General features: G+C 41.2%; 15 protein-coding genes and 1 pseudogene. 12 read left to right on the top strand and 4 right to left on the bottom strand.

All coding sequences use genetic code 11. From position 1 onward, the window contains the following. The first annotated feature begins 30 nt into the window (after positions 1-30). The 3 genes and pseudogenes from IEY13_RS25815 to IEY13_RS25805 all read left to right on the top strand — a co-directional run bounded on the left by IEY13_RS25815 (position 31) and on the right by IEY13_RS25805 (position 5,632). On the top strand, positions 31-4,335 hold the full coding sequence (locus IEY13_RS25815) for a DUF6531 domain-containing protein (protein WP_188957854.1): 4,305 nt from the start codon (positions 31-33) through the stop codon (positions 4,333-4,335). Positions 4,336-4,337: 2 nt separating this feature from the next. Then, complete coding sequence (locus tag IEY13_RS25810) at positions 4,338-4,916, top strand: imm11 family protein (RefSeq protein ID WP_188957852.1); 579 nt, start codon at positions 4,338-4,340, stop codon at positions 4,914-4,916. 24 nt (positions 4,917-4,940) lie between these two features. Next, positions 4,941-5,632, top strand: a pseudogene (locus tag IEY13_RS25805) (Imm43 family immunity protein). An 812-nt stretch (positions 5,633-6,444) separates the two neighbouring features. On the opposite strand, the gene ruvB reads toward IEY13_RS25805, so the two are convergent. Further along, entirely contained in the window at positions 6,445-7,479 is a 1,035-nt protein-coding gene (gene ruvB, locus IEY13_RS25800) for a Holliday junction branch migration DNA helicase RuvB (RefSeq protein WP_188957848.1), read from the bottom strand. A 336-nt stretch (positions 7,480-7,815) separates the two neighbouring features. Here ruvB and IEY13_RS25795 point away from each other — a divergent pair, with 336 nt between their 5' ends. Together IEY13_RS25795 and IEY13_RS25790 are read left to right on the top strand one after the other, a co-directional pair. Then, positions 7,816-9,261, top strand: coding sequence for a RapZ C-terminal domain-containing protein (locus IEY13_RS25795; protein WP_188957846.1), 1,446 nt, complete (start codon positions 7,816-7,818; stop codon positions 9,259-9,261). Next, positions 9,258-9,977, top strand: coding sequence for a nucleotidyltransferase family protein (locus IEY13_RS25790; RefSeq protein ID WP_188957844.1), 720 nt, complete (start codon positions 9,258-9,260; stop codon positions 9,975-9,977). The genes IEY13_RS25795 and IEY13_RS25790 overlap by 4 nt, the downstream gene beginning before the upstream one ends. A 41-nt stretch (positions 9,978-10,018) precedes the next feature. On the opposite strand, the gene IEY13_RS25785 is transcribed toward IEY13_RS25790, so the two are convergent. The 3 genes from IEY13_RS25785 to IEY13_RS25775 all read right to left on the bottom strand — a co-directional run bounded on the left by IEY13_RS25785 (position 10,019) and on the right by IEY13_RS25775 (position 14,142). Continuing rightward, positions 10,019-11,179, bottom strand: a complete 1,161-nt coding sequence (locus tag IEY13_RS25785; RefSeq protein WP_188957842.1) for an MraY family glycosyltransferase — start codon at positions 11,177-11,179, stop codon at positions 10,019-10,021. A 95-nt stretch (positions 11,180-11,274) separates the two neighbouring features. Continuing rightward, positions 11,275-12,966 (bottom strand): hypothetical protein, encoded by a 1,692-nt coding sequence (locus IEY13_RS25780; protein ID WP_188957840.1) that lies wholly within the window; start codon positions 12,964-12,966, stop codon positions 11,275-11,277. 36 nt (positions 12,967-13,002) lie between these two features. After that, positions 13,003-14,142, bottom strand: a complete 1,140-nt coding sequence (locus tag IEY13_RS25775; RefSeq protein ID WP_188957838.1) for an acyltransferase family protein — start codon at positions 14,140-14,142, stop codon at positions 13,003-13,005. Between the two features lie 218 nt (positions 14,143-14,360). On the opposite strand from IEY13_RS25775, the gene IEY13_RS25770 reads away from it, so the two are divergent. Genes IEY13_RS25770 through pseF form a run of 7 tightly spaced genes read left to right on the top strand, consistent with a single transcriptional unit; the run spans position 14,361 to position 22,123 of the window. Beyond that, positions 14,361-16,796, top strand: a complete 2,436-nt coding sequence (locus tag IEY13_RS25770; RefSeq protein WP_188957836.1) for a polysaccharide biosynthesis/export family protein — start codon at positions 14,361-14,363, stop codon at positions 16,794-16,796. Between the two features lie 9 nt (positions 16,797-16,805). Next, entirely contained in the window at positions 16,806-17,867 is a 1,062-nt protein-coding gene (locus IEY13_RS25765) for a hypothetical protein (RefSeq protein WP_188957834.1), read from the top strand. A gap of 49 nt (positions 17,868-17,916) precedes the next feature. Beyond that, complete coding sequence (gene pseB / locus IEY13_RS25760) at positions 17,917-18,933, top strand: UDP-N-acetylglucosamine 4,6-dehydratase (inverting) (RefSeq protein ID WP_188957832.1); 1,017 nt, start codon at positions 17,917-17,919, stop codon at positions 18,931-18,933. A gap of 11 nt (positions 18,934-18,944) precedes the next feature. Continuing rightward, positions 18,945-19,823, top strand: coding sequence for a dTDP-4-dehydrorhamnose reductase family protein (locus tag IEY13_RS25755; RefSeq protein ID WP_188957826.1), 879 nt, complete (start codon positions 18,945-18,947; stop codon positions 19,821-19,823). Positions 19,824-19,829: 6 nt separating this feature from the next. Continuing rightward, positions 19,830-20,897 (top strand): N-acetylneuraminate synthase family protein, encoded by a 1,068-nt coding sequence (locus IEY13_RS25750; protein WP_188957824.1) that lies wholly within the window; start codon positions 19,830-19,832, stop codon positions 20,895-20,897. Positions 20,898-20,899: 2 nt separating this feature from the next. After that, positions 20,900-21,430: a GNAT family N-acetyltransferase gene (locus IEY13_RS25745; protein WP_188957822.1), complete on the top strand. Its 531-nt coding sequence runs from the start codon at positions 20,900-20,902 to the stop codon at positions 21,428-21,430. After that, positions 21,431-22,123 (top strand): pseudaminic acid cytidylyltransferase, encoded by a 693-nt coding sequence (gene pseF, locus IEY13_RS25740; protein WP_188957820.1) that lies wholly within the window; start codon positions 21,431-21,433, stop codon positions 22,121-22,123. The last annotated feature ends 11 nt before the right edge of the window (positions 22,124-22,134 follow it).

Raw genomic sequence — 22,134 nt, 5'->3', positions numbered from 1 at the left:
ATCTATCCGCTAACTAATTAATTACGACCTATGCCTATCGAGAATAAAGGGTTTACGGCCCTGTTTGGCGAGAAGAAAAATCAGCTGGATCACCTGCAGGCTAAAATGGCCAGCATCCTTCCTGCCTTTCCGGGGCAGAACGTTGCCAAATATTTTGACCTGGCTATTGGGGTAGACTTTCACAGTACTATATTCCCGCCTTCGCCACTATTACCCGTTCCGCATATAGGGATGGTATTTGATATTATGAGTGCTATTATGGCGGGCATCGCTTCTGTGCTGCCGGAACCGCCTGCACCTCCGCCACCTGCGGAAGGAGAAGAAGCGGTGGAGGCACCGGTAACTGTGTTAAGCGTTGCCTCAGCTGTGGTGAATGCCATGAAGCCATCGGTAAAAGTACACAATCAATGGGTGGCCAATGCCGGAACGGGTATACAACACCTGCCGGCATTGATTGCGCATATATTGCCCGTGGTATCCCCCATGGCTTCTTCTGAAATGTGGATGGGTAGTTCTACAGTGCTTGCCGATGGCGGGCCTTGTTCTACACAGTTTCATCCGGCTTTATCGTGTAACATAGTAGGCATTCCTTCTATAGGGCGGAGAAATAAGCCACCCAAACCCAAGATGGCATTAATGGCACCTACTTCTATGCTGCTGATTATTACATCCGGCGGCAAGCCTGTATTGGCAGGGGGGCCACCTACTATAGACCTGTTTCAGCTGATGTTTAAGATGGCTTTGAAGGGATTAGGGAAGTTGTGGAAGAAGGCGAAAGGGAAAGTAAAAGGCCCTGATACTAAAAATCCCCATCTGGGCAAAGCACAGCCGGAAGCAAATGTAAAATGTAAAGGGGAGCCGGTGGATGTGGCCAGTGGAAAGGTTTTTTCCAAAAACGTAGACTTCCATTTACCCGGCCCTATTCCGTTGGTTTGGGAACGTATTTATTACAGCAATGCTGCTGTAGAAGGGCCTTTGGGCTATAACTGGCATCACAGTTATAATATGGGAGTGTATGATATGGGAAACGGCTGGTTTACGGTTCGTTTAAAAGATGGGCGCGAAGCGTCGTTGCCGGTGTTAGTGCCGGGAGATGCTTACTATGACAGACGTGAGCAAATGTTATGGCAGCGGGATGGCAATAGGTATGCACTGGTGGATGATGATAAGTATATCTATCGTTTTGAGGGGCCACAAAACAGACAAGGGTTTCAGATGCTGTCTTCCATTGAAACAATGGGTGGTTTTTCTATCCTGTTCCAATACGACGCGGCTGGTCAACTGACTGAGATCAGGGATAGCGGTAACAGACGCCTGTTAGTGGAAGAGGATGGTAAAGGGCATATTGCCCGTATTTATACGTTGGTAAAAGGAGAGGAAATTACTTTCATTCGCTATGCTTACGATGATGATGACAACCTTGTAGAAACATCGGATGCATTGCATGCCCGGAAATCGTTTTTCTATGAAGACCATCTGCTTGTAAGGCTTACCAACCAGGAGGGCATGAACTTTTACTGGGAATATGAGGGGAAGGGAGATGAGGCCAAATGTATTCATACCTGGGGCGACAATGGTGTTCTGGAATACTGGTTTGAATATGAGGAAGGTAAAACGACTGACCGGAATAGTCTGGGGCATATTTCAGAGCACTACTATGACGAGCAATTACTTATTTATAAAATAGTAGATGGTAATGGTGGTGCAACCTATCAATCGTACAATGATTTTGGTGAACTGGAGTTAGTAGTTAATCCGGAAGGGCTTAGTATTAAGTACGAGCATAACCAATGGGGAAAGGTAGTTAAGCATGTAAATGAAAATGGAGATGCTACGCTGTTTAAATATGATGAACAGTTAAGTCTTACGCAGGTTACTTTTCCGGGTGGCGCTGCTTACAAACGTACTTATGATAGCAAAGGGAGGTTGTTATCCCGGCTTCATGCAGATGGTAAAGCATTGCACTATATCTACGAAGGGCCAATGCTTAAGGCAGTTACCGACCATTATGGACGTAAGTTTCATTTTTATTATGATGAGCAAAACAACCTCACCAGGCTTGATTTTGGAGAGAAGGGGTACCTTTCCTGGGCTTATGATTACCTGGGTAGGGTATTGATGGCCACAGATATTGAAGGCAACAACACCTTGTATGAGTACGATGCAGCCGGGAATGCTGTTTTTATTCAGCAACCGGATGGTACCAGACACTATATGGAATATGATGCAGCTGGTAATCTTATGCATGCCCATGATAATAATGGCCATGATGTAGCTTTTAGTTATGGCGCCCTGGGTGTATTAACTGGCCGGCGACAAAATGGTAGCGAGATTCACTTTCACTATGATACTGAATTGAGAATAAGAAGCATTGCCAATGAAGCCGGTGAGTTATACCGTTTTGGACATGATGCAGTGGGTAATGTGGTAAGTGAGTGGGGGTTTGATGGATTGCAAAGACGCTATGTACGCGATGGTGCAGGCCGGATTGTTAAGATATTAAGGCCTGATGCCAGGTGGACTTCTTATGTATATGATGGCACAGGTAATACCATTAGTGAAGAACACTATGATGGAACGGCAACAGCCTACCGGTATAGCCGTGACGGACTTATGGCCGAAGCTTTTAATGAGGAATCGCACATTCACTTTTTCAGAGATATAGCAGGGAGGGTAATTAAAGAGCAGCAGGGAGCATGCTTTATAGAAAGGAAGTATAATACGGATGGAAATTGTGAGCATGTCAGTAGTTCGCTAGGTGCGTCTATAGACCTGGGTTACAGCACAGACGGCTTTCTGAACAGGATAGTATTACAGGATGGTGATGAGCAGGCTGGCTGGTCTTCATTATGGCAGCGAAACAACAGCGGACTGGAGGTTTTTCGCCAGCTGACAGGTGGTGTTGAAGTAAAAACAGAGCGTGATAAGCTGGGAAGAATAGCGCTTCAGCGCATTACAAATCTTTCAGTAGAGGAAGGGCGAAACAGGTATGAATGGGGACGTGATAATAAACTGAACCGGATAGTGAATGAGTTAACCCGTTCCAGTATAAATTTTGAATACGACCTGCTGGATAATCTGGCGCGGGCCAACTATACAACAGGAGCTTCTATAGATACCATCTATAAAGTGCCTGATAAAGCGGGCAATCTTTTCAGAACACCCAAACGGGCTGATCGTACCTATGGTAAAGGGGGGAGGTTGTTGCAGGATGATAAATATTATTATCACTATGACGCGGAAGGCAACCTGTTGTTTAAAGAGTTTGCAACCAATACAAACCGGAATGCTGATGATAAAACGGAGCTGCTGGGCGTGAAAATGATTGCTGCCAAAGGTTCTGCTACAGGGTGGTTATATGAATGGACAGGGAATGGTATGTTGAAAAGGGTTGTTGGTCCGGCGGGCCGGGTAGTTGATTTTAGTTATGATCCGCTGGGAAGAAGAATGGCTAAAAAGAGCAATGGCAAGGTAACCCGCTGGATATGGAATAGCAATGTACCTTTACATGAATGGACATATGCAGGTGATTTCCCCCCTGCTGCAAGCGTAGATGCATCTGGTAAAATTTATCAGGAAGAGGAGCCGGTGAATGATTTAATTACCTGGCTTTTTGAAGAAGGCACATTTGTGCCTTGCGCCAGAATTGAAAAAGAGCATAGCTACAGTATAGTTGCTGATCACCTGGGTACACCCACCCATGCGTTTGATGATACCGGCAGGAAGGTATGGGAAAGGCAGCTGGACTGTTACGGTAATTTGTATGTGGAAACCGGTGAAAGGAATTTTATACCGTATCTTTATCAGGGGCAGTATATAGATGAGGAAACGGGTTTGGCCTATAACCGTTTCCGGTATTACGATCCGGAAGCAGGGCTTTATGTAAGCCAGGACCCTATTGGTTTGCATGGCGGAATGCTATTGTACGGTTACGTTAAAAACGTAAATGGCTGGGTAGATGTGCTTGGTTTGTCGCGTGGGCCCGTTGATGGTGATTATTCTGAGATGATGTCTGTTGACGGATATCAGAAACACCATATCATAGCTGACTCATTAAGAGATCATCCTTTGCTGGAGGAGCTGGGGTATGATATCAATAACAACAGAAACCTTGTTTATTTACCGGAAAGCCGCAGTGTAGATCCTACGCGTACTGTACACAATGGTTCACATAGAAAATGGCATAAGGAACATGCCAAGGCTGAGTTGGACAGGATTCGTGCAATGGATGCATCCCCTGAGGTAAAACGGATGCATGTGGATGCCTATACTGATAACATGCGCAAGAAATATCTGGCTAAAGAACCAGATGTTCAGTTAAATAAACATCACTAACTATGAATTATTTTTTGGAGATAACCAGTTTGCCTGACTACCCTGTTAAGTTTGGTAAGAACAATCCCAATGTTGATAACAGTATTGACCTGGGGAATTTTGTTGACCCTGCTTTATTGAACGGCGCACTGCATTATGTGGATGCAAAAAATGGAAATGTGCCGTTTGAAAAGCTGGTTGCATATGATGCTATGTCATCGGTGTCTGGCGGAATTGTAATCAGCAGCCGGTTAAAAGAATTGATAGATACTCATTTTCCCCATCAGGTGCAATTAATTGAATGCGATATAGAATATAAGGGTCAGGTTGCAAATGGCTTTTATGCATTGAATGTTTATACTAAGGTTCCCTGTTACGATCTTGAAAAATCTGTATATGAAGTTAGTCCTGTAGACAAATCGTACGATTTTGAAAAGATTGTTCTTGCAGAGGGGCCTTTAGAAGAGTATGGTATCGAATATCATATTGTACGGTCAATTCATGACAATAAAATTGTTGTTTCTGAAGCTTTTAAAAAGCTGGCAGAAGAGCATAGTATTAATTCGCTGGGCTTTCTGAAAGAATTTGTGATGGAATGGTAGTGTTTTACCGTAGAACTGTATAAAATGGATGAATTATTTATCTGGTTTAACAGAACACAATTGCCTGCGGGCTATCCGGTAAAAGATGATGCTGTATTCAAACCGTCTTTTGAGGCCAAGAACCCGAAGGCGGTGCCTGAACAGAAGTGGACGATGTTTAATCATCATAAGATGAGTTTTCCTCCAACGGATGCGTATCAGTTTCCAAAAGAAATGTACCTGGTGATTACGAAGAAGACTGCTCCTATACAATTTGATTATTTCGATTGCAGGCAGTACGTTAAGTTGGTGTCGGGCCGGTTTCTGAAATTTATTCAGGAGAAGGGATTAACGGAAGAGTATTACGAAAAGGCTGTGCTGCATATTGCAGATGCTAAAGGAAGCTCTCTGGCTGGTGATGAATATTATGCGATCAGGTTTGGTAAGTTTGATGATAAGTTGTTTGAATTTCCGGCAGAAGGCCGGAAGCGGGGTTGAAAGACTTTTTCCTTTACCCCAACCTGACGTTAAAAACACCTGTGGAGGGTAAAGGTATTTTTGCTCTTTTTTCATTTTGCTATAATGAAACACTGGTATTTACCAAAGAGGTAAAGGATGAAATTCTTGCCCGTTTTTATGCTCCCGGGATATATAAAGCGGAGGATTACCCTTCTGTGTTTAATAACCAGTATAAGTGGGATGTTGTGCCTTTTGAGAATGAATACAAACAGCACTAAAGCAGTGGTTATATATAAAGGCAAATAAATTCCTGAAAGAGTTTGCGATGGAGTGATAGCTATAAAGCGGAAGATTATTAAATTTGTATTTAATACCCACGTAATTCTAAATTTTCCGTTTGAGAATTTACTACATAGTATTAGTGCTGTTTAATGACAGCTTTATTTCAGCTGTTTACAGCTGCTGTTGGTGTCGTAAGAGGAATAGTGATTTTTATTAATGATGTTCTTTTGGGGGTTAATGAAAAATATTTTCTCAGATGTGCCGGGAAAAAATCACTAGCGACCTTTTGTTTCGTAGTTGTGCGGGAAAATAATTCGTTAGCAACAACTTTTTTTGCCGTTGTGCAGAGAAAAATTCGGTTGTGAGTTTTTATTTTTCAGCTATGCTAAAAAATGATTGAGTAACGACAAATATTATTTTAGCTGTGCGGGGAAAAGTCACAGGCGTGAATTTTTATTTTTCGTTGACGAACTTTCTTGTGGTAGCAACGAATAGTTTTTTTTCAGTTATGCGGCAAAGAATTCAGTAACGAACTTTTATTTTTTAGTTGTGCCGGAAAATAATTGAGTAACGACAAATGTTATTTCAGGTGTGAATTTTTATTTTTTGTTGACAAACTGCTTTGGGGCAGTAACGAATATTTTTTCTGCAGTTGCGCGGAAGATCTTTGAGTAACGAGCTATTATTTTTCAGTGGTGCTGAAAAATAATAGAGTAACGACAAATATTATTACAGTTGTGCCGGGACAAATTAGAGTAACAAACTTTTTTCCCTCAGTAAATACTTTTATGTTTTGTCTTCAGTTTTTTTAAAACAAACCTTGCTGTGGTCCGCGCGCTCCGGCAGGCTTCTTGTCCAAATGATTATAGGCCTTTAAAGTAACTTCACGCCCCCGTGGTGTGCGTTGAATAAACCCTTCCTGTATCAGAAACGGCTCGTATACTTCTTCGAGTGTACCCGGTTCTTCTCCCACGGCAGTGGCTATTGTGGTAATACCTACAGGCCCGCCCTTAAACTTTTCTATAATAACGTTCAGTATGCGGTTGTCCATCTCATCCAGTCCGTGTTCGTCTACATTCAGCGCTTTAAGGGCATGTTGGGTGATACCCATATCAATGTTACCATCATTCAGTACCTGTGCAAAATCTCTTACCCTGCGCAGCAAACCATTGGCTATACGCGGAGTGCCGCGGCTACGCCGGGCAATTTCAAAAGCCGCCTCCTTTGTTATTGCAGTATTCAGTATTGCAGCACTTCTCTCCAGTATCTTTTTCAAGGTTTCTGCGTGGTAGTATTCCAGCCGGCTTTTAATACCAAAGCGGGACAATAACGGTGCTGTCAATAAACCGCTGCGGGTAGTAGCTCCTACCAGCGTAAATGGATTCAGATTAATCTGTATGCTCCGCGCGTTAGGGCCGCTGTCAATCATAATGTCAATGCGGAAATCTTCCATGGCCGCGTACAGGTATTCTTCCACAACCGTACTTAACCGGTGAATTTCATCAATAAAAAGCACGTCGTTGGGTTCAAGGCCCGTGAGAAGACCCGCCAGGTCGCCGGGTTTTTCTATTACCGGGCCGGAGGTTTCTTTAATATTAACCCCCATTTCATTGGCTACAATACGGCTGAGTGTGGTTTTGCCCAACCCCGGAGGGCCGTGAAACAGCACATGGTCTAATGCTTCGCCACGCAATTTGGCAGCTTTAATAAAGATGACCAGATTTTCAATAATCTGAGGCTGCCCGGAAAAGTCTTCAATTTCTTTCGGGCGTATATTATTCTCAAACTCTTTTTCAGCTGCACTTAGCGAGCCCCTTTCATTTTGTAAGCTGGGATTGGCCATGGAGTAAAGGTAGGCCGGATTACCTTATGTAAAGCAAAAAGAGGCTTGTTCGTCGCCAGGAACAAGCCTCTTTGATAATCGTTAGACCGGGGGGACGGCAGACTTATTTTTTCAGGTTACCGTAAGGCAACATAGAATAAGATAAGTGTCAGTGCCCCAAACACAAAGTCTTGTTTTGTGATTGGCAGGGTAAACATGAGCAGTGATTTTGTTAAAACGAATATATAATTCTATGTTAATTCCCGTGTTTAAAAAAGGCTTAAACTTTAGCAGGATGTGGTGCGGTAAAACCTGACTTTCTATACTGAAAGCCCTATTTTTACGAAAATCATGAATATGGAGCACATTATCAGCACCATTGGGGAGGTGTTTGCTTCTTTTAGTAATAAGGCAGCCACAAGAATTGAAAAGCTGCCACAGTCGGGGAGTGACAGGGTCTATTTTCGCATTTATACAAACGAGGGTACGTATATAGCCACTTATAATCAGAATGTAAAAGAGAATCAGACGTTTATCCGCTTCAGTAAGCATTTTAAGGAGAAGGAATTGCCGGTACCTGCTATTTATGCCAGCAGTGAAGATGAGTCTGTTTATATTCAACAGGATCTGGGGGCAGATTCTCTACTTAATAAACTGGAGCAAAAGGGGCATGTGGAAGAGGTATATCAGCTTTTTTGCAAAAGCCTGGCACAGCTGGCTCGTATTCAGGTACAGGGCCATGGCGGGTTAGATTACCAGTATTGCCTTACCGCAAAAGAGTTTGGCAAGCAGGCCATTTTAAGTGATTTGTTGTACTGCAAGTACTATTTTCTGGATACACTGAAACTGCCTTATGATAAGCAGGGGCTACTGGATGATTTTGAGGCGCTTAGCACCTATCTTACCAAAACGGAGTATAAATATTTCATGTTCCGTGATTTTCAGAGCAGGAATATTATTGTAAATAACGATGAGGTGTTCTTTATTGACTATCAGGGAGGTATGCAGGGAGCCTTGCAGTATGACGTGGCTTCTCTACTCTGGCAGGCAAAAGCTGATTTAAGCGATGACTGGAAAAACAAGCTGCTGGACTTTTACATGGATCAGATTGATGGTTTACTGGAGCGTCCTATTGACCGCGAATTATTTGTTAGCCAGTACAATGGTTATATTTTAATACGGTTGCTTCAGGTGTTAGGTGCTTACGGTTTCAGAGGGTTGTTTGAGCGTAAAGCTCATTTTCTGGCCAGTATACCCCTTGCCCTGCGTAATTTAAAATGGTTTGTAGAAAACAAGCGTATCGGAATTGCACTACCTGAGTTTGACAGGTTTTTGAAAGTGATAGTTCAGGAAGATATCATCAGGCGTTTTGAGCCCGTAACTGCAGATGAATCCACGCCGTTAGTGGTAAGGATAAGCAGTTTTTCTTATAAGCGTGGTATTCCGGCTGATTCAAGCGGAAACGGGGGCGGCTTTGTGTTTGATTGCCGGGGAATTTTGAATCCTGGTCGCTTTACAGAATATAAAACTTTATCCGGGCAGGATAAGTCTGTGCAGGATTTTCTGGAGCAGCGTACAAGGATGAACGAATTTCTAAACAGCATATACGATATCATTGATATTAATGTAGAAGATTATATAGAACGTGGCTTTGAGAACCTGATGATAAATTTTGGATGTACCGGCGGACAGCACAGGAGCGTATATGCTGCTGAACAGGTGGCCCGGCATTTAAGAAATAAGTATAAAGTTAAAACTGTGTTGACCCACACAAACTGTGAAAACTGGGTGAAGACCATATGAAAGCAATGATTTTTGCGGCGGGGCTGGGTACCAGGCTAAAGCCGTGGACAGATTTTCATCCGAAGGCATTGGCGATAGTAAATGGCAAATCGCTGTTACAAAGAAATATTGAATATCTCCAGTTGCATGGTATTTATGATGTGATTGTAAATGTGCATCATTTTGCAGAGCAGATCATTACTGCTATTGAAAGTAGCAGTGGTTGGGGTAGTAAGATTGAAATATCAGATGAAAGCGATGAGGTACTGGAAACAGGAGGCGGATTGCTGAAAGCAGGCTGGTATTTTTCAGGAGAAGAAAGCTTTGTTGTGATGAATGCGGATGTGCTTACTGATATGAATTTATCTGACATGATCAGATTTCATAAAGAGCAGGGAGGTATTGCTACATTGGCTACCAGCGATCGTACTACCAGCCGTTACTTTTTATTTAATAATTTGCAGGTTTTGTGCGGATGGGAGAATGTTCAAACCGGAGCGAGGAAAATGGCACGCATGGAAACAACTACTATAAGGAAAGCTTTTAGTGGAATCCACCTGATTAGTACCGGTTTATTTGATCTTGTAAAACAAACCGGGAAATTTTCTATGGTAGATGTGTATCTGGCATTGGCAGCCGGGCAGGATATTTATTCTTACGACCACTCAGGCAGTAGATTTCTTGATGTGGGCAAACCTGAGAGCATAAATGAAGCCGGGATACTTTTTCCTGAATAAAGGAAATGTGCCCGGCTTTACTTATAATGAGTTGTTTACTACTAATCTTCTTCTGCTAAAGCAGGCTCTCCCTCTGATACGTATAGAGGCACTAATTTGATGCTTGCTGCATGACTTTCTTTGGGAGAGGAAACGTTCTCTTTTGGAAATGTTTTTACAACCTGCATTCTGATTCTCTTAGGCTTAATCACTTTCAATAATAGCACCCCCAGGAAGAAAAAGCTAATCAGAGACAATATCAGAAGGGTGTTGCCATATCTCTGGAAAGTGAAGCAAATAATTATAGGAATAATGCTGGCTAAAGCTATAGAGATTGCTATTGATTTATGACCCATACCACGTTCCAACAGGATGTGGTGAAGATGGTTGCGGTCTGGGCTAAACGGTGAACGGCGGTTTAGTATTCTGATTCCAAATACTCTTAAGGTATCCATCAGAGGAAGAAGTAATATGCTAAAGCCAATTGCAGGCGATGAATATATAGGATAAGTTTTTGCTGTGGGGGCGGTTTCTATAAAGTGAACAGTAAGTATAACATTAACCAGGCCTAGCAGCATGCTGCCTGTATCTCCCATGAATATTTTAGCGGGATTGTAATTATATATAAGGAAGGCTATGATACTGCCTACCATTGCGAAGCTCAGCAAAGCATGCAATAAATCTCCCGCAAGGAAAAAGTAGGTGCCAAATACAACGCAGGTAATCAAGCCTAAGCTTCCTGCCAAACCATCTACACCGTCGATCAGGTTGAATGCATTAATGACAACGATGACTGTGAAGAAAGTAAGCAGATAACTGGCTGTAGGATCAAGTTGACCGATACCCAGAAAACCGTGCATGCTGGTGAGTAAAATGCCGCCTTTGAAGCAAAGAATAGCAGCAACCAATAATTGGCCTACAAACTTTTTTATAGGAGTAAGGATAACTATATCGTCCTTTATACCAAGGAAAAAGATTATTACAAATGTGGCAATGTAATATTGAAAGGTGGAGCTGTGATTTAATACGGCAGTCAAAAGTAAACTAATCATTAATCCAGCAAACATCGCCAATCCCCCGAGAGAAGGAATAGGAACCTTATGCACTTTCCTTTCATCCGGAACATCAAACAGCTTCTTTTGCTCCGCCACTTGTATTACTACAGGAATGGCATAAAATGTTACCAAAAATGCAATTACCCCTCCAATGATTAGCTGCTCCATGCAGTGGCGTTTTAATTTTTGTCAAGAAAATGATCCAATGGGGGGGACAATTCGGGTGCAATCTACAGTATTTAGATTAAAAACCAAAATTGACCCTAAAAGTCAAAGTCTCTACGTTGAAGATTGATACGTAAGCCAATAGAGTAAAAGAAGACATTGGATTTAGGTTGATTTCTAATATTATAATTTCGGTATGTTGAATTGAAGTCCAGAAACATGTTTTCGAACAGCTCGTAAGATGCGTTAAAGCCGAGCATTAAACATTTAGCGGGTACGCCTGAACCAACAAATAATCCGTACTCTGACGGACGATTGTATTCATATCCTTTTTGCAAATCTCCTCCAAAATTCAGGCCGGCAGAATCCAGGCCCTGTAAATAATAAATCAGTTTTCCCTGCAGGTATAATCTGGGTAAAGGCTGAGCTTTTACAATTGCCAGAAATTCTTTCAGGTTTGCGCCCATCGGATGGGCCAGCGGCTGGTTGTAATGCATAAAGTTAGTGATGCTGTCCCTATCCATATAAGTGTATGGACGAATCCAGTTTCCTTCCAGTTGAATGTCCAGATTGTTAATTTTAAAGGCATCGATATACTTGAATCCAAGTTGGGCAGCTTGTTTGTTTTTCCAGCTTCCGCGGCTATAACGTAAAATTTCCTCGGTAACAAACTCATTTATAAGAAGTTGCCCGTAAAATTGTATGTTTTTGGCGGGGTTGGCCTTGAAGTCAAGGCCTATACTTGATTTGCCTGTAGAGCCTAATTGCTTATCAATAGTGCTGTACAGTATCACGGGATTAATGTAGCTGAACTTAAGCCCTGATTCTCCTGTCTCTATAACATTTTCATATAACCCTACGTTTAACCATTTAGAAACCTGCATGCTGAGATGGTGAAGAAGCATAAAGTTCGTTGGTCTTTCTACAAAGGCAGTGGTTCTGAACCGGCCCACTGTTTGCGCTATTACGGTTTCATAATTGAATTTTGATAAACGCAGATTTAATCTCGCAAATGCATAGTTGGCAGAAGTATTGCTTAAAAACAAGCTTCGATATCCGTTCCCAATAAATAGTTTGTCGTAAGCTAGCTGAAAGTCGAAATATTTAGACAGGTTAAATGATATTCCCCCTGCTGTACCAAAATAGTCAACGCCGCCATCTTTAAAATCCTTGAAAAAACCTTCGCCTGGAACTGCGTAGTATTTATTTGTATAGTTCCTTACATACAGCGGACTCTTTTCCTGGTTATCACTTACCACAGTATAAAATCCCACCTTTTTACCAATTGATCCTCTAACTCTGAGCCCCCTTGTATTAACATAAATATTTCCTGTACCATCATTAGCGCTACCATACTGAAGGTTTAACAATGGATCCACCCGTAAAATGAAATCCGGGGTATTGATTGCATACATACTCCCGGGTGTTTTGTAAAATACTTTAAAAACAGGACGTTTTAGTGCAAAGGAGTCCAGATTTGAAGAGGTCCATTCTGAGTTGTCCAGAAGAAGACGCTTCATATTGTAATAATCCACCCGGGACAAAGGGGTAGTAAGGGCACCCGCTTGTTTTAAAGAATCCAGAAGTTCTATCCGGGCAGTTATCTTTTGACGGTTGTAGGGTTTGATGGTAGTAAAACTTATAACAGGGTCGTTTTTCAACTTTATATCAAGCCTGTCAAGCAACTGATATTGCTTTGTGCCAAAAGAAATATTGTCTGATTGTGCTTTTGAATAAAAAAATGCTGAAATAAATACTAAAGATAAGATTGCGCCCCTTGTTTTTTGCATAAAAAATATCAGTTTTCCGACAGCGACGAAGATAAATTAAACCTTGATGTAAATTTTCTTTTTGTCCAGCACATAAGCTATCAGCCAATAAAAAACAACCATAATTACTGCATAGAGCAACGAAGCACTACGGAGGTTTTCAAAAATTGCTGTGCATACCTTTGTATAAAACCATGAGAAGGGAGTAGAGTATGTGGAGCCTGAAGATGCAATGCTATTGTTGGGAATCCTGATCAGGCCCAGAAGTCTTGGCAAAAGCCCGCTTAGTATAAATACAAACAAAGCATTTTTTCCAAAAACGCTAAAAAAGTAAGCCCCCTTGCCTTTTTTCTCAAACAGAAAGATCAGAAGCGAGAGAAAAAGCAGGGCGAATCCTGTTGAATACAGAACGTAGCTGCTGCTCCAGATTTTCTTATTAATAGGGAAAATGCTATGCCAGAGTAATCCGGCGGAGATAAACACGAATGCGGTCAGCAGCAGATAAGGCAGGAACCTGGGGTGTTTACCTTTTTGACGGATATAGTAGCCCGCAAGGTAGCCAAAGAGAATCTGTACAATTGCAGGTAGTGTGCTGACGAGGCCTTCCGGGTCAAATGGCTGACCTTCTCCTTTGTACATGTGATTTACTCCCAATATCATTTTGTCCCAGTGTGTACCGAAGTATCCCTGAATGCTGAAGGGGTCATTGGGAGAGGCCCATATACACAGCAACCAGTAGCTTGCCAAAGTCACAATGCAGAGGATAAAGATTTGCCTTATGTTAAGGTAAAAGGCTGATAATGATGCAAATAAGTAGCATATTGCAATCCGCTGAAGTACTCCCATAATTCTGACAGTCTCCCATTTTTTCGCTATCAGACTATTGTCTTCCCACCTTATAAAAGGACTCCAGTTAAGCAAGAGACCTATTATGAAGATTAGTGCAGCTCTTTTGATGACTTTTTTCAGAAAAACCTTGCTTTCTGACTTTTCATAGCGTTGCATTACAAATGCAATTGAGTTCCCTACTGCAAAAAGGAAAAAGGGAAAAACCAGATCTGTGGGGGTACAGCCATGCCAGGAAGCATGTTCGAGAGGAGGATATATGTTTGTCCATGAGCCCGGATTGTTGACTAAAACCATTAATGCAACGGTTGCCCCTCTGAATACGTCAAGTGAATAATAGCGGTTACTCATAATATACTTTCTGCTGACAAGATACCAAAATCCCTATATTTGCCGCGTTTTCAAAACTCTATCCATATCCCCCCACTGAAAAGTACCGCTTCATTGGATACTATAGTTTGAGAATTCAGTCAGCCTTTTCTAAAGTTGTGACTGAGGAAGCGGAGCTATGCCTGGAACTTTATATGCTAAAGTTTTAGTTATCCAAATAATTTCAATTTTACACTTTCATGAAAAAATGGTTGCGTTTTGCGTTGCTGTTTGCTGTTGCTATTACCGGCGGCTTCTGTAACGCGCAGGATTTGTTTAAAGGAACCGATTTATCCCAGTTGAAGGTTGATCAGCTGTCGGATGCAGACATTGTAAAATTTAATAATCAGCTTCAGTCCTCAGGATTGACATTGGGACAGGCAGAGCAGCTTGCATTGAGTAAAGGAATGCAGGCTTCCGAAATTGCAAAACTGAAGCAGCGTGTACAAATTCTGGGCGCAACTAAGCTTGGAAATAACACGATAGCCGGAGAAAGCGTTGAGACAAGAGTTGATAACAATATGCCAGTTAGTGAACCTGACAGAAAAAGAAGTCCGGTGATTAATCCGGATATTTTTGGAGCTGAATTATTTAATAATGAGTCTCTCGATTTTAAGGCAAACTATCAGATTGCAACTCCCGTTAACTATGAATTGGGGCCTGGAGATGAGCTGCAACTTGCCATATATGGAGTACAGGAAATGAGCACTTCAGTAGCAGTAAGTGCAGAGGGAGTTATTAATATACCCAATGTAGGGCTCTTAAAGATTGCGGGTTCAACTATTGAGGCTGCAACGTCGCGTATACGGGCAGCAATGTCAGCAGCAGCCTATCCTACTCTCAAAACAGGAGGTTCTAAATTGTCGGTTACCCTTGGTAATAAAATACGTAGCATACATATTACCGTAATTGGCGCTAATAAACCGGGTAATTATATATTGTCTTCTCTTTCTACAACTTTTAATGCTCTGTATATGGCAGGTGGGCCTTCTGCTATTGGCAGTTTCAGGGAAATTGAATTGATTCGTGAGGGTAAAGTTGAAAGAGTGATTGATCTGTACAGTTTTTTGGCAAAAGGCAGCCAAAAGGACAACGTCAGGCTAAGAGATAATGATGTAATACGAATTCCTGCCTATAGAAAGCGTGTGGAAATACGTGGACAAGTAAAACGATCCGGAATATTTGAGTTACTGGACAATGAGAATTTTTCAGCTTTATTAAATTTTGCTTCCGGATTTACAGATACTGCATATAAAAGTTCAGTAAAGTTGATTCAGTTAACAGAAAATGACAAACGAATAATAGACTTATCGGCGCAGCAGTATTCATCCTATTTACCGCGGTCTGGCGATGTTATAACTGTTGCAGCCATATTAGACAAGTTTCAAAACAGGGTTAATATATCAGGGGCGGTATTCAGGCCTGGATATTACGAATTAACTCATGGAATGACCATTGCTGAACTTATAAGTAAGGCTGATGGTTTAAAACAGGATGCCTTTACTGCCCGGGCTCAACTTATCAGACTAAGAAATGATCTTACCAAGGAGATTATCACATTCAATGTACAAAGCGTGCTGGATAAGGGAAGCGACAATATTGTTCTTCAAAGAGATGATGAATTAGTAATCACTTCAATTTTTGATTTGCGCAACGAGCATAAAGTTTCCATTCAGGGGGAAATTCGGGTGCCTGGTGACTATTTGTACATAGACAGCCTTTCTTTGAAAGATCTGGTTATGTTGGCCGGAGGATTTACGGATGCGGCTAAGCCTCAAAAAATTGAGATATCAAGGATGCTGATAAGAGATACTTTGACAGCTTTTGACGAACGTTCAAGTGAAGTGATAGAAGTTACTAATTCGCAAGAGTTGTCGAATATGGAAAACAACATCCGGCTTATGCCCTTTGATGTTGTTACAATACGACGTAAACCGGGATATCAGCCTCTCGCTTCTGTAAATCTTTCAGGGCAGGTTCAATATCCTGGTCCCTATGTTGTATCCCGCAGATCAGAAAGGGTCAGCGATTTGATAAAGCGTGCGGGCGGTTTTACTCCTGAGGCATATATTGAAGGGGCTTACTTACGTCGTTTTTTGGATGAAAAAGAAGCAAGACTTAAGAAGGAGAGAGTTAGCAGGCTACAGGAGAATATTGCTGATTCATCGTCTATAGTGCTTGAAGATATTGAAAGACAGTATGATCAGATTCCGTTAGACATTCAGACTATTTTAAGGGAACCGGGGTCTGTTAGCGACCTTGTAGTAAGAGCCAGCGACGAAATCTATATTCCTAAATTTGACGCTCAGGTTAGAATAAGTGGCGGAGTGTTGATGCCTACTCAGATACCATTTACAGGAAGGTTCAAAGTAAAAGATTACCTGCTGGCAGCGGGGGGAGTATCTCAGGATGCTCTTAAAAGGAAAATTTATGTCTTGTATGCAAACGGGAGAGCTTCCAGCACACGGAATTTTCTTTTCTTTAAAAATTATCCCGAAGTTAAACCTGGCGCAGAGGTGGTGGTACCTAAGAAAATACCCAAACTGCATAGATCTAGTGGTGAAATAATCGGTTTTGCCAGCGTGTTGGCCTCACTCGCCGGAGTTATTATTGCTATAATTAACGTAACTAAATAGCAGGAATTTATGTCGTCGAATAACAGTGATGAAATTTCTTTGAAAGATTTGGTTCATAGAATAGCAACGCTTTTCAAATACCTGAAGACTCAAAAGTTGATTTTTTTCTTTGCCTGTCTGGCAGGTGGAGCTTTGGGCATTGTGGGGGCTTTTCTGGGGAAGGATAAATATAAAGGCGAATTAAGTTTTGTATTGTCTGGTTCTGGAAATACAAATAGCCTCGTTGGGTTGGCTGGTCAGTTTGGGTTGGATCTTGGGAATTCATCTGGCGATAATGCTTTTGAGGGGGACAATATTGTAGAGCTATTAAAGTCCAGACGAAATGTAAAACGTGCATTATTCCAATTGTTGCCTGATAGGTCCGATATATTAATAAATGTCATTACGCGTGAATCCGGATTTGAACAAAAGTGGAAGAAGAGTGACAGGATAAAGGCTTACCTGCCTTTCCCGTTGTCGGAGTCAGAACTTAAACCTGTGCAGGATAGCCTGTTCAGAGAGTTGCATGCATATATCTTAAAGAAATATCTTGACATTGACAAGCTTGATAAGAAGTTAAGTTTCTATAGTGTAACAACTACTACGTCGAGTGAAATTTTCTCTGTATTGTTTACCCGTAACCTGGTAAATGAGGCCACAAGGTTTTATGTTGAAACAAAAACCAAAACGGCGAAGGACAATTTAGCGATGCTTCAGAAAGAAGCTGACAGTTTGAGAAATATATTGGGAACTGCTGTTACTTCTGCAGCAATGATTACTGATCAGACATTCAACTTAAATACGGCTCTCCAGGTTAACCGAACGCCTCTTCAAAAAAGTCAGATTCAGATTCAGGTCTTAGGTGTAGCTTATGGAGAGGTTGTTAAAAATCTTGAAATTGCTAAAATTTCTTTGCAAAAGGAAACGCCTTTGGTTCAGGTGATTGACGAACCTGCCATTCCTCTGAAAGTGGTTAAAAGAAGCAAGCTTATGTGGATGATATTAGGCGGGTTTATTGCTGTTTTTTTTACTGCGGGCTTTATTTGTATTCGTTTCTTCTATTCTAGTTTAATGCATCCGGATAAAGGATAGCTGTTATTCTGTTTCTTAAAAACATTTCATTATATATAATAATTTCACAATGCTTGATTTAAACAACAAGAGCCTTTTAATAACTGGTGGCACGGGGTCTTTTGGTAAAGCTTTCACTAAAATCGTACTGGAAAAATGGCCTTCTATTAAGCGATTGGTAATCTTTTCAAGAGATGAACAGAAGCAGTTTCAAATGGCGCAGGACTATCCAATTGATAAATATCCAATGATTCGCTTTTTTATTGGAGATGTGAGAGATTATGAGAGAGTACAGCGTGCATTAAAAGGAATTGATTATGTTATTCATGCTGCTGCGATGAAACATGTGCCTATTGCCGAATACAATCCGATGGAGTGTATTAAAACGAACATCATAGGGGCAGAGAATATAATTAATGCCTGCCTTGAGTCTCAGGTGGAAAAAGTAGTGGCTTTGTCTACCGATAAAGCAGCAGCACCTATTAACTTATATGGTGCAACCAAACTTGCTTCTGATAAGTTGTTTATTGCTGCAAATAATATCAAGGGATACAATCCTATTACTTTTTCTGTTGTTCGTTATGGAAATGTATTAGGCTCAAACGGCTCTGTAGTTCCTTTTTTTATTAAAAAAAGAGAAGAAGGAGTATTGCCTATCACTGATGCGAATATGACTCGTTTTAACATATCTCTTACCGAAGGCGTAGCAATGGTATTGCATGCTTTGGAAACTGCATGGGGAGGAGAATTATTTGTTCCAAAAATTCCATCATACAGGATTACAGAGATGGCTGAAGCAATAGCACCTAACTGTGAAAAAAAGGTTGTAGGGATCAGACCTGGTGAGAAGATTCATGAAGAAATGATCACTTCTTCAGACTCATATACTACTTACGACTTAGGTACTTATTACGCTATTCTACCACAAGTGGCCCGTTGGGACCTGAATAAATTCATAGAACACTTCAAAGCCACAAAAGTTACTGAAGGGTTTCAATATAACTCAGGACAGAATACTGAATGGTTAACTGCAGATCAGATCAGAAGTCTGATTAAAGAACACGTTGATGCTGATTTTACATTTTAGTAATAAGAAGAATGTATAAGAAGAAAATTCTTTTAACAGGTTCCGGAGGTATGCTTGGAAGTAGGGTGTTTCAGGAGCTTTTACTTAATCCGGCATATACTGTGTTCACAGTAGGCCGGGTTTCCAGAGGGGAGAACTCCTTTGCATGTGATCTGTCCGATCCTATAGCGTTTGCCGATGTTCTGGAGTCTGTTGCTCCCGATATTGTTATCCATTGCGCGGCAAATGTTAACCTTGGTAGTTGTGAACGTGAGAAAGCCTATACTTACGGCCTGCACGTTTTAAGTAGCCGGCTGATTGCATCCCGGAAAAGTATACAACGAAGCATTTTTATTTCTACTGATTCAGTTTTTGACGGTTTAGAGGGAAACTACACGGAAAAAAGTGCTGTAACCCCTTTAAATTACTATGCTCTTACTAAAGCGTTGGGCGAGGAGTGCTTTTTCAACGCTTCGCATGCTGCATTGGTTATAAGAACGAATATTATTGGTTTCAACAGCCCGCTTAACAGCTCACTTTTTGAATGGGCCTGGGAGAATCTTGCGGCTGGGAAAAAAATTACGGGATACAAAAATGTATTTTTCAATCCGTTGTATGTAGGAACTCTGGCAAAAATAATTATTCAGTTACTCAATAGCTCTTTAACCGGCGTTGTACACACAGGTTGCAGGGAAGGACTATCGAAATATGAGTTTATCAGAAAAATTGCGGAGGTTTTTGAACTGCCTTTGGATAATATTTCAGGAAGTGAATTAGATGTTAGCGAGGGCGAAATTAGACGGCCATTAAATACAATTTTAGCAACCCGAAATGTAGAAAACCTTTTGGGTATTGAAATGCCTGACATTACCGCTGAATTAATGGCAATTAAGAGAGATAGTCGAAAATAATTTACTATGGAAAAAGGTTTTTATATAGGCCAACGCCAGGTTGGGATTGACCAGCCTCCCTACTTCATTGCAGATATCGGAGCAAACCACGATGGAAGTATAGAGCGTGCCTTAAGATTGATAGAGCTTGCTAAAGAAGCAGGAGCTGATGCAGCTAAATTTCAAAACTTTACCGCATCGAAAATAGTTAGCAGGTTTGGATTTGAGAATTTAGAGGGAAAGCTTTCTCATCAGAGTGGGTGGAAGAAATCAGTCTATGAAGTGTATGAAGATGCCAGCATAAGTGAGGACTGGACTCCGATACTAAAGAAAAAGTGTGATGAAGTTGGGATCGAGTACTTTACCAGCCCTTATGATTTTGCGGCAGTGGACCACATTGATCCTTATGTTAATCTTTATAAAATAGGTTCCGGTGACATTACCTGGTCGGAAATTATAAAGCATATAGCGGGAAAAGGTAAGCCTGTGCTCATTGCAACCGGAGCAGCTGATATGGCTGATGTGGAAAGAGCAATGGATCTTTTAATAGAAGCTAAAGCCAGTATCTGCCTTATGCAGTGTAATACCAACTACACCCTTGATGCAGATAAGTATAAGTATGTAAATCTGAATGTGTTTACCACGTTTAAAAATAAGTACCCGGATATTTTATTAGGGTTATCTGATCATACTGTAGGCGCTGCTACAACTGTTGGTGCCGTGGCTCTGGGGGCAAGAATTATTGAGAAGCATTTTACTGATGACAATGAAAGGGAAGGGCCCGATCACAAGTTTGCCATGAATCCCCGGAGTTGGAGAACAATGGTTGATTTATCAAATGAGGTGTTTCATTCACTTGGTGATGGTATAAAAAGAGTTGAACCCAATGAAACTCAATCCAGAGTGGTTCAACAGAGGGCGCTTAGGGCAAAAAGTTCTCTGGAAGAAGGTACTGTGTTGCTGGCTGAACACTTTGAAGCTCTCAGGCCCTGTCCGGCTGATGCTTTACGGCCCTATGAACTGGAAACGCTGATTGGTAAAAAGCTTTTAAAGGAATTAAGTAAAGGAGAACATATTACTTTAAACCATTTTTGAGTATGATAAAAGGTAAATTGGTTGGTTTGCGGGCAGTTGAAAGAGAGGATTTACGGTTATTACGTGATTGGAGGAATATTCCCGAGTTCAGGAGAAATTTTCGTGAGCATAAAGAGTTATGCATGTTGAACCAGGAAAACTGGTATGTCAGAACTATTAACAGTGCTAATGACTACATGTTTATTATAGAGGATCTTTCTGATTCAAAACCTCTGGGAGCTTGCGGCCTGTTGTATACAAACTGGATAAACCGGTCTGCTGATTTTTCTTTTTATATCGGGCATCAAAATTTATATATTGATAACGGAGGCCTGGCAGAAGATGCTGCGCGAACCCTTATTCAGTATGGGTTTAATAATCTGAATCTGAATAAGATATGGATGGAGCTATATGAGTTTGATACCCGAAAAATAGACTTTTTTTTAGATAAATTTGGATTTCACAAAGACGGAATGTTAAGAGAGAACTGCTTTGAGGATGGGAGATATTACAATTCATACATTATTTCATTGCTAAGAAAGGAATATATTTAAATGTCGAAAGTCGCTATTATTCCGGCCCGTGGGGGAAGTAAACGTATTCCGCGGAAGAATATAAAAGAGTTTTTAGGAAGCCCTATTATTAGTTATTCCATTAAAGCAGCATTGAATAGCGGAATGTTTGATGAGGTGATGGTTTCCACTGAAGACCAGGAAATAGCCTCTGTTGCTGAGCAGCATGGGGCTAAAGTGCCTTTTTTCCGGAGTAAGGAAGCTGCTGACGATCACGCAACAACATCTGAAGTTTTGCTGGAGGTGATTAACAAGTATTGGGAAATAGGGCAGTCTTTTTCATATGCATGTTGTATTTATCCCTGCGCACCTTTGGTAAGCAGTAAAATATTGGAAGATGCATACAATAAATTAATTGATGGCGGGCATTCCTGTGTTTTTCCTATCCTGCCTTTTAGCTACCCTATCTGGCGTTCCCTTAAAATAAATGACAGACAGGAACTGGAAATGAATTGGCCCCAGCATATAAATGCCAGATCACAAGATCTTCCTGTTGCTTATCACGACGCAGGGCAGTTTTATTTTCTTAATGTACCTGAATTTGTAAGAACAAAAAATATACTGACGGGTAGTGTTGGGGGCTTGTTATTAGATGAAATGTATGCGCAGGATATTGATTCAGAAAGCGATTGGAAAATGGCAGAGCTGAAATATAAGATGATGTATACTAAATAGAAAAGCAACTT

The organism is Filimonas zeae, assembly GCF_014641615.1.
Taxonomy (GTDB): domain Bacteria; phylum Bacteroidota; class Bacteroidia; order Chitinophagales; family Chitinophagaceae; genus Filimonas; species Filimonas zeae.
Note: the sequence above shows the minus strand (reverse complement) of the source record. Positions and strands in the feature narration are given on the sequence as shown.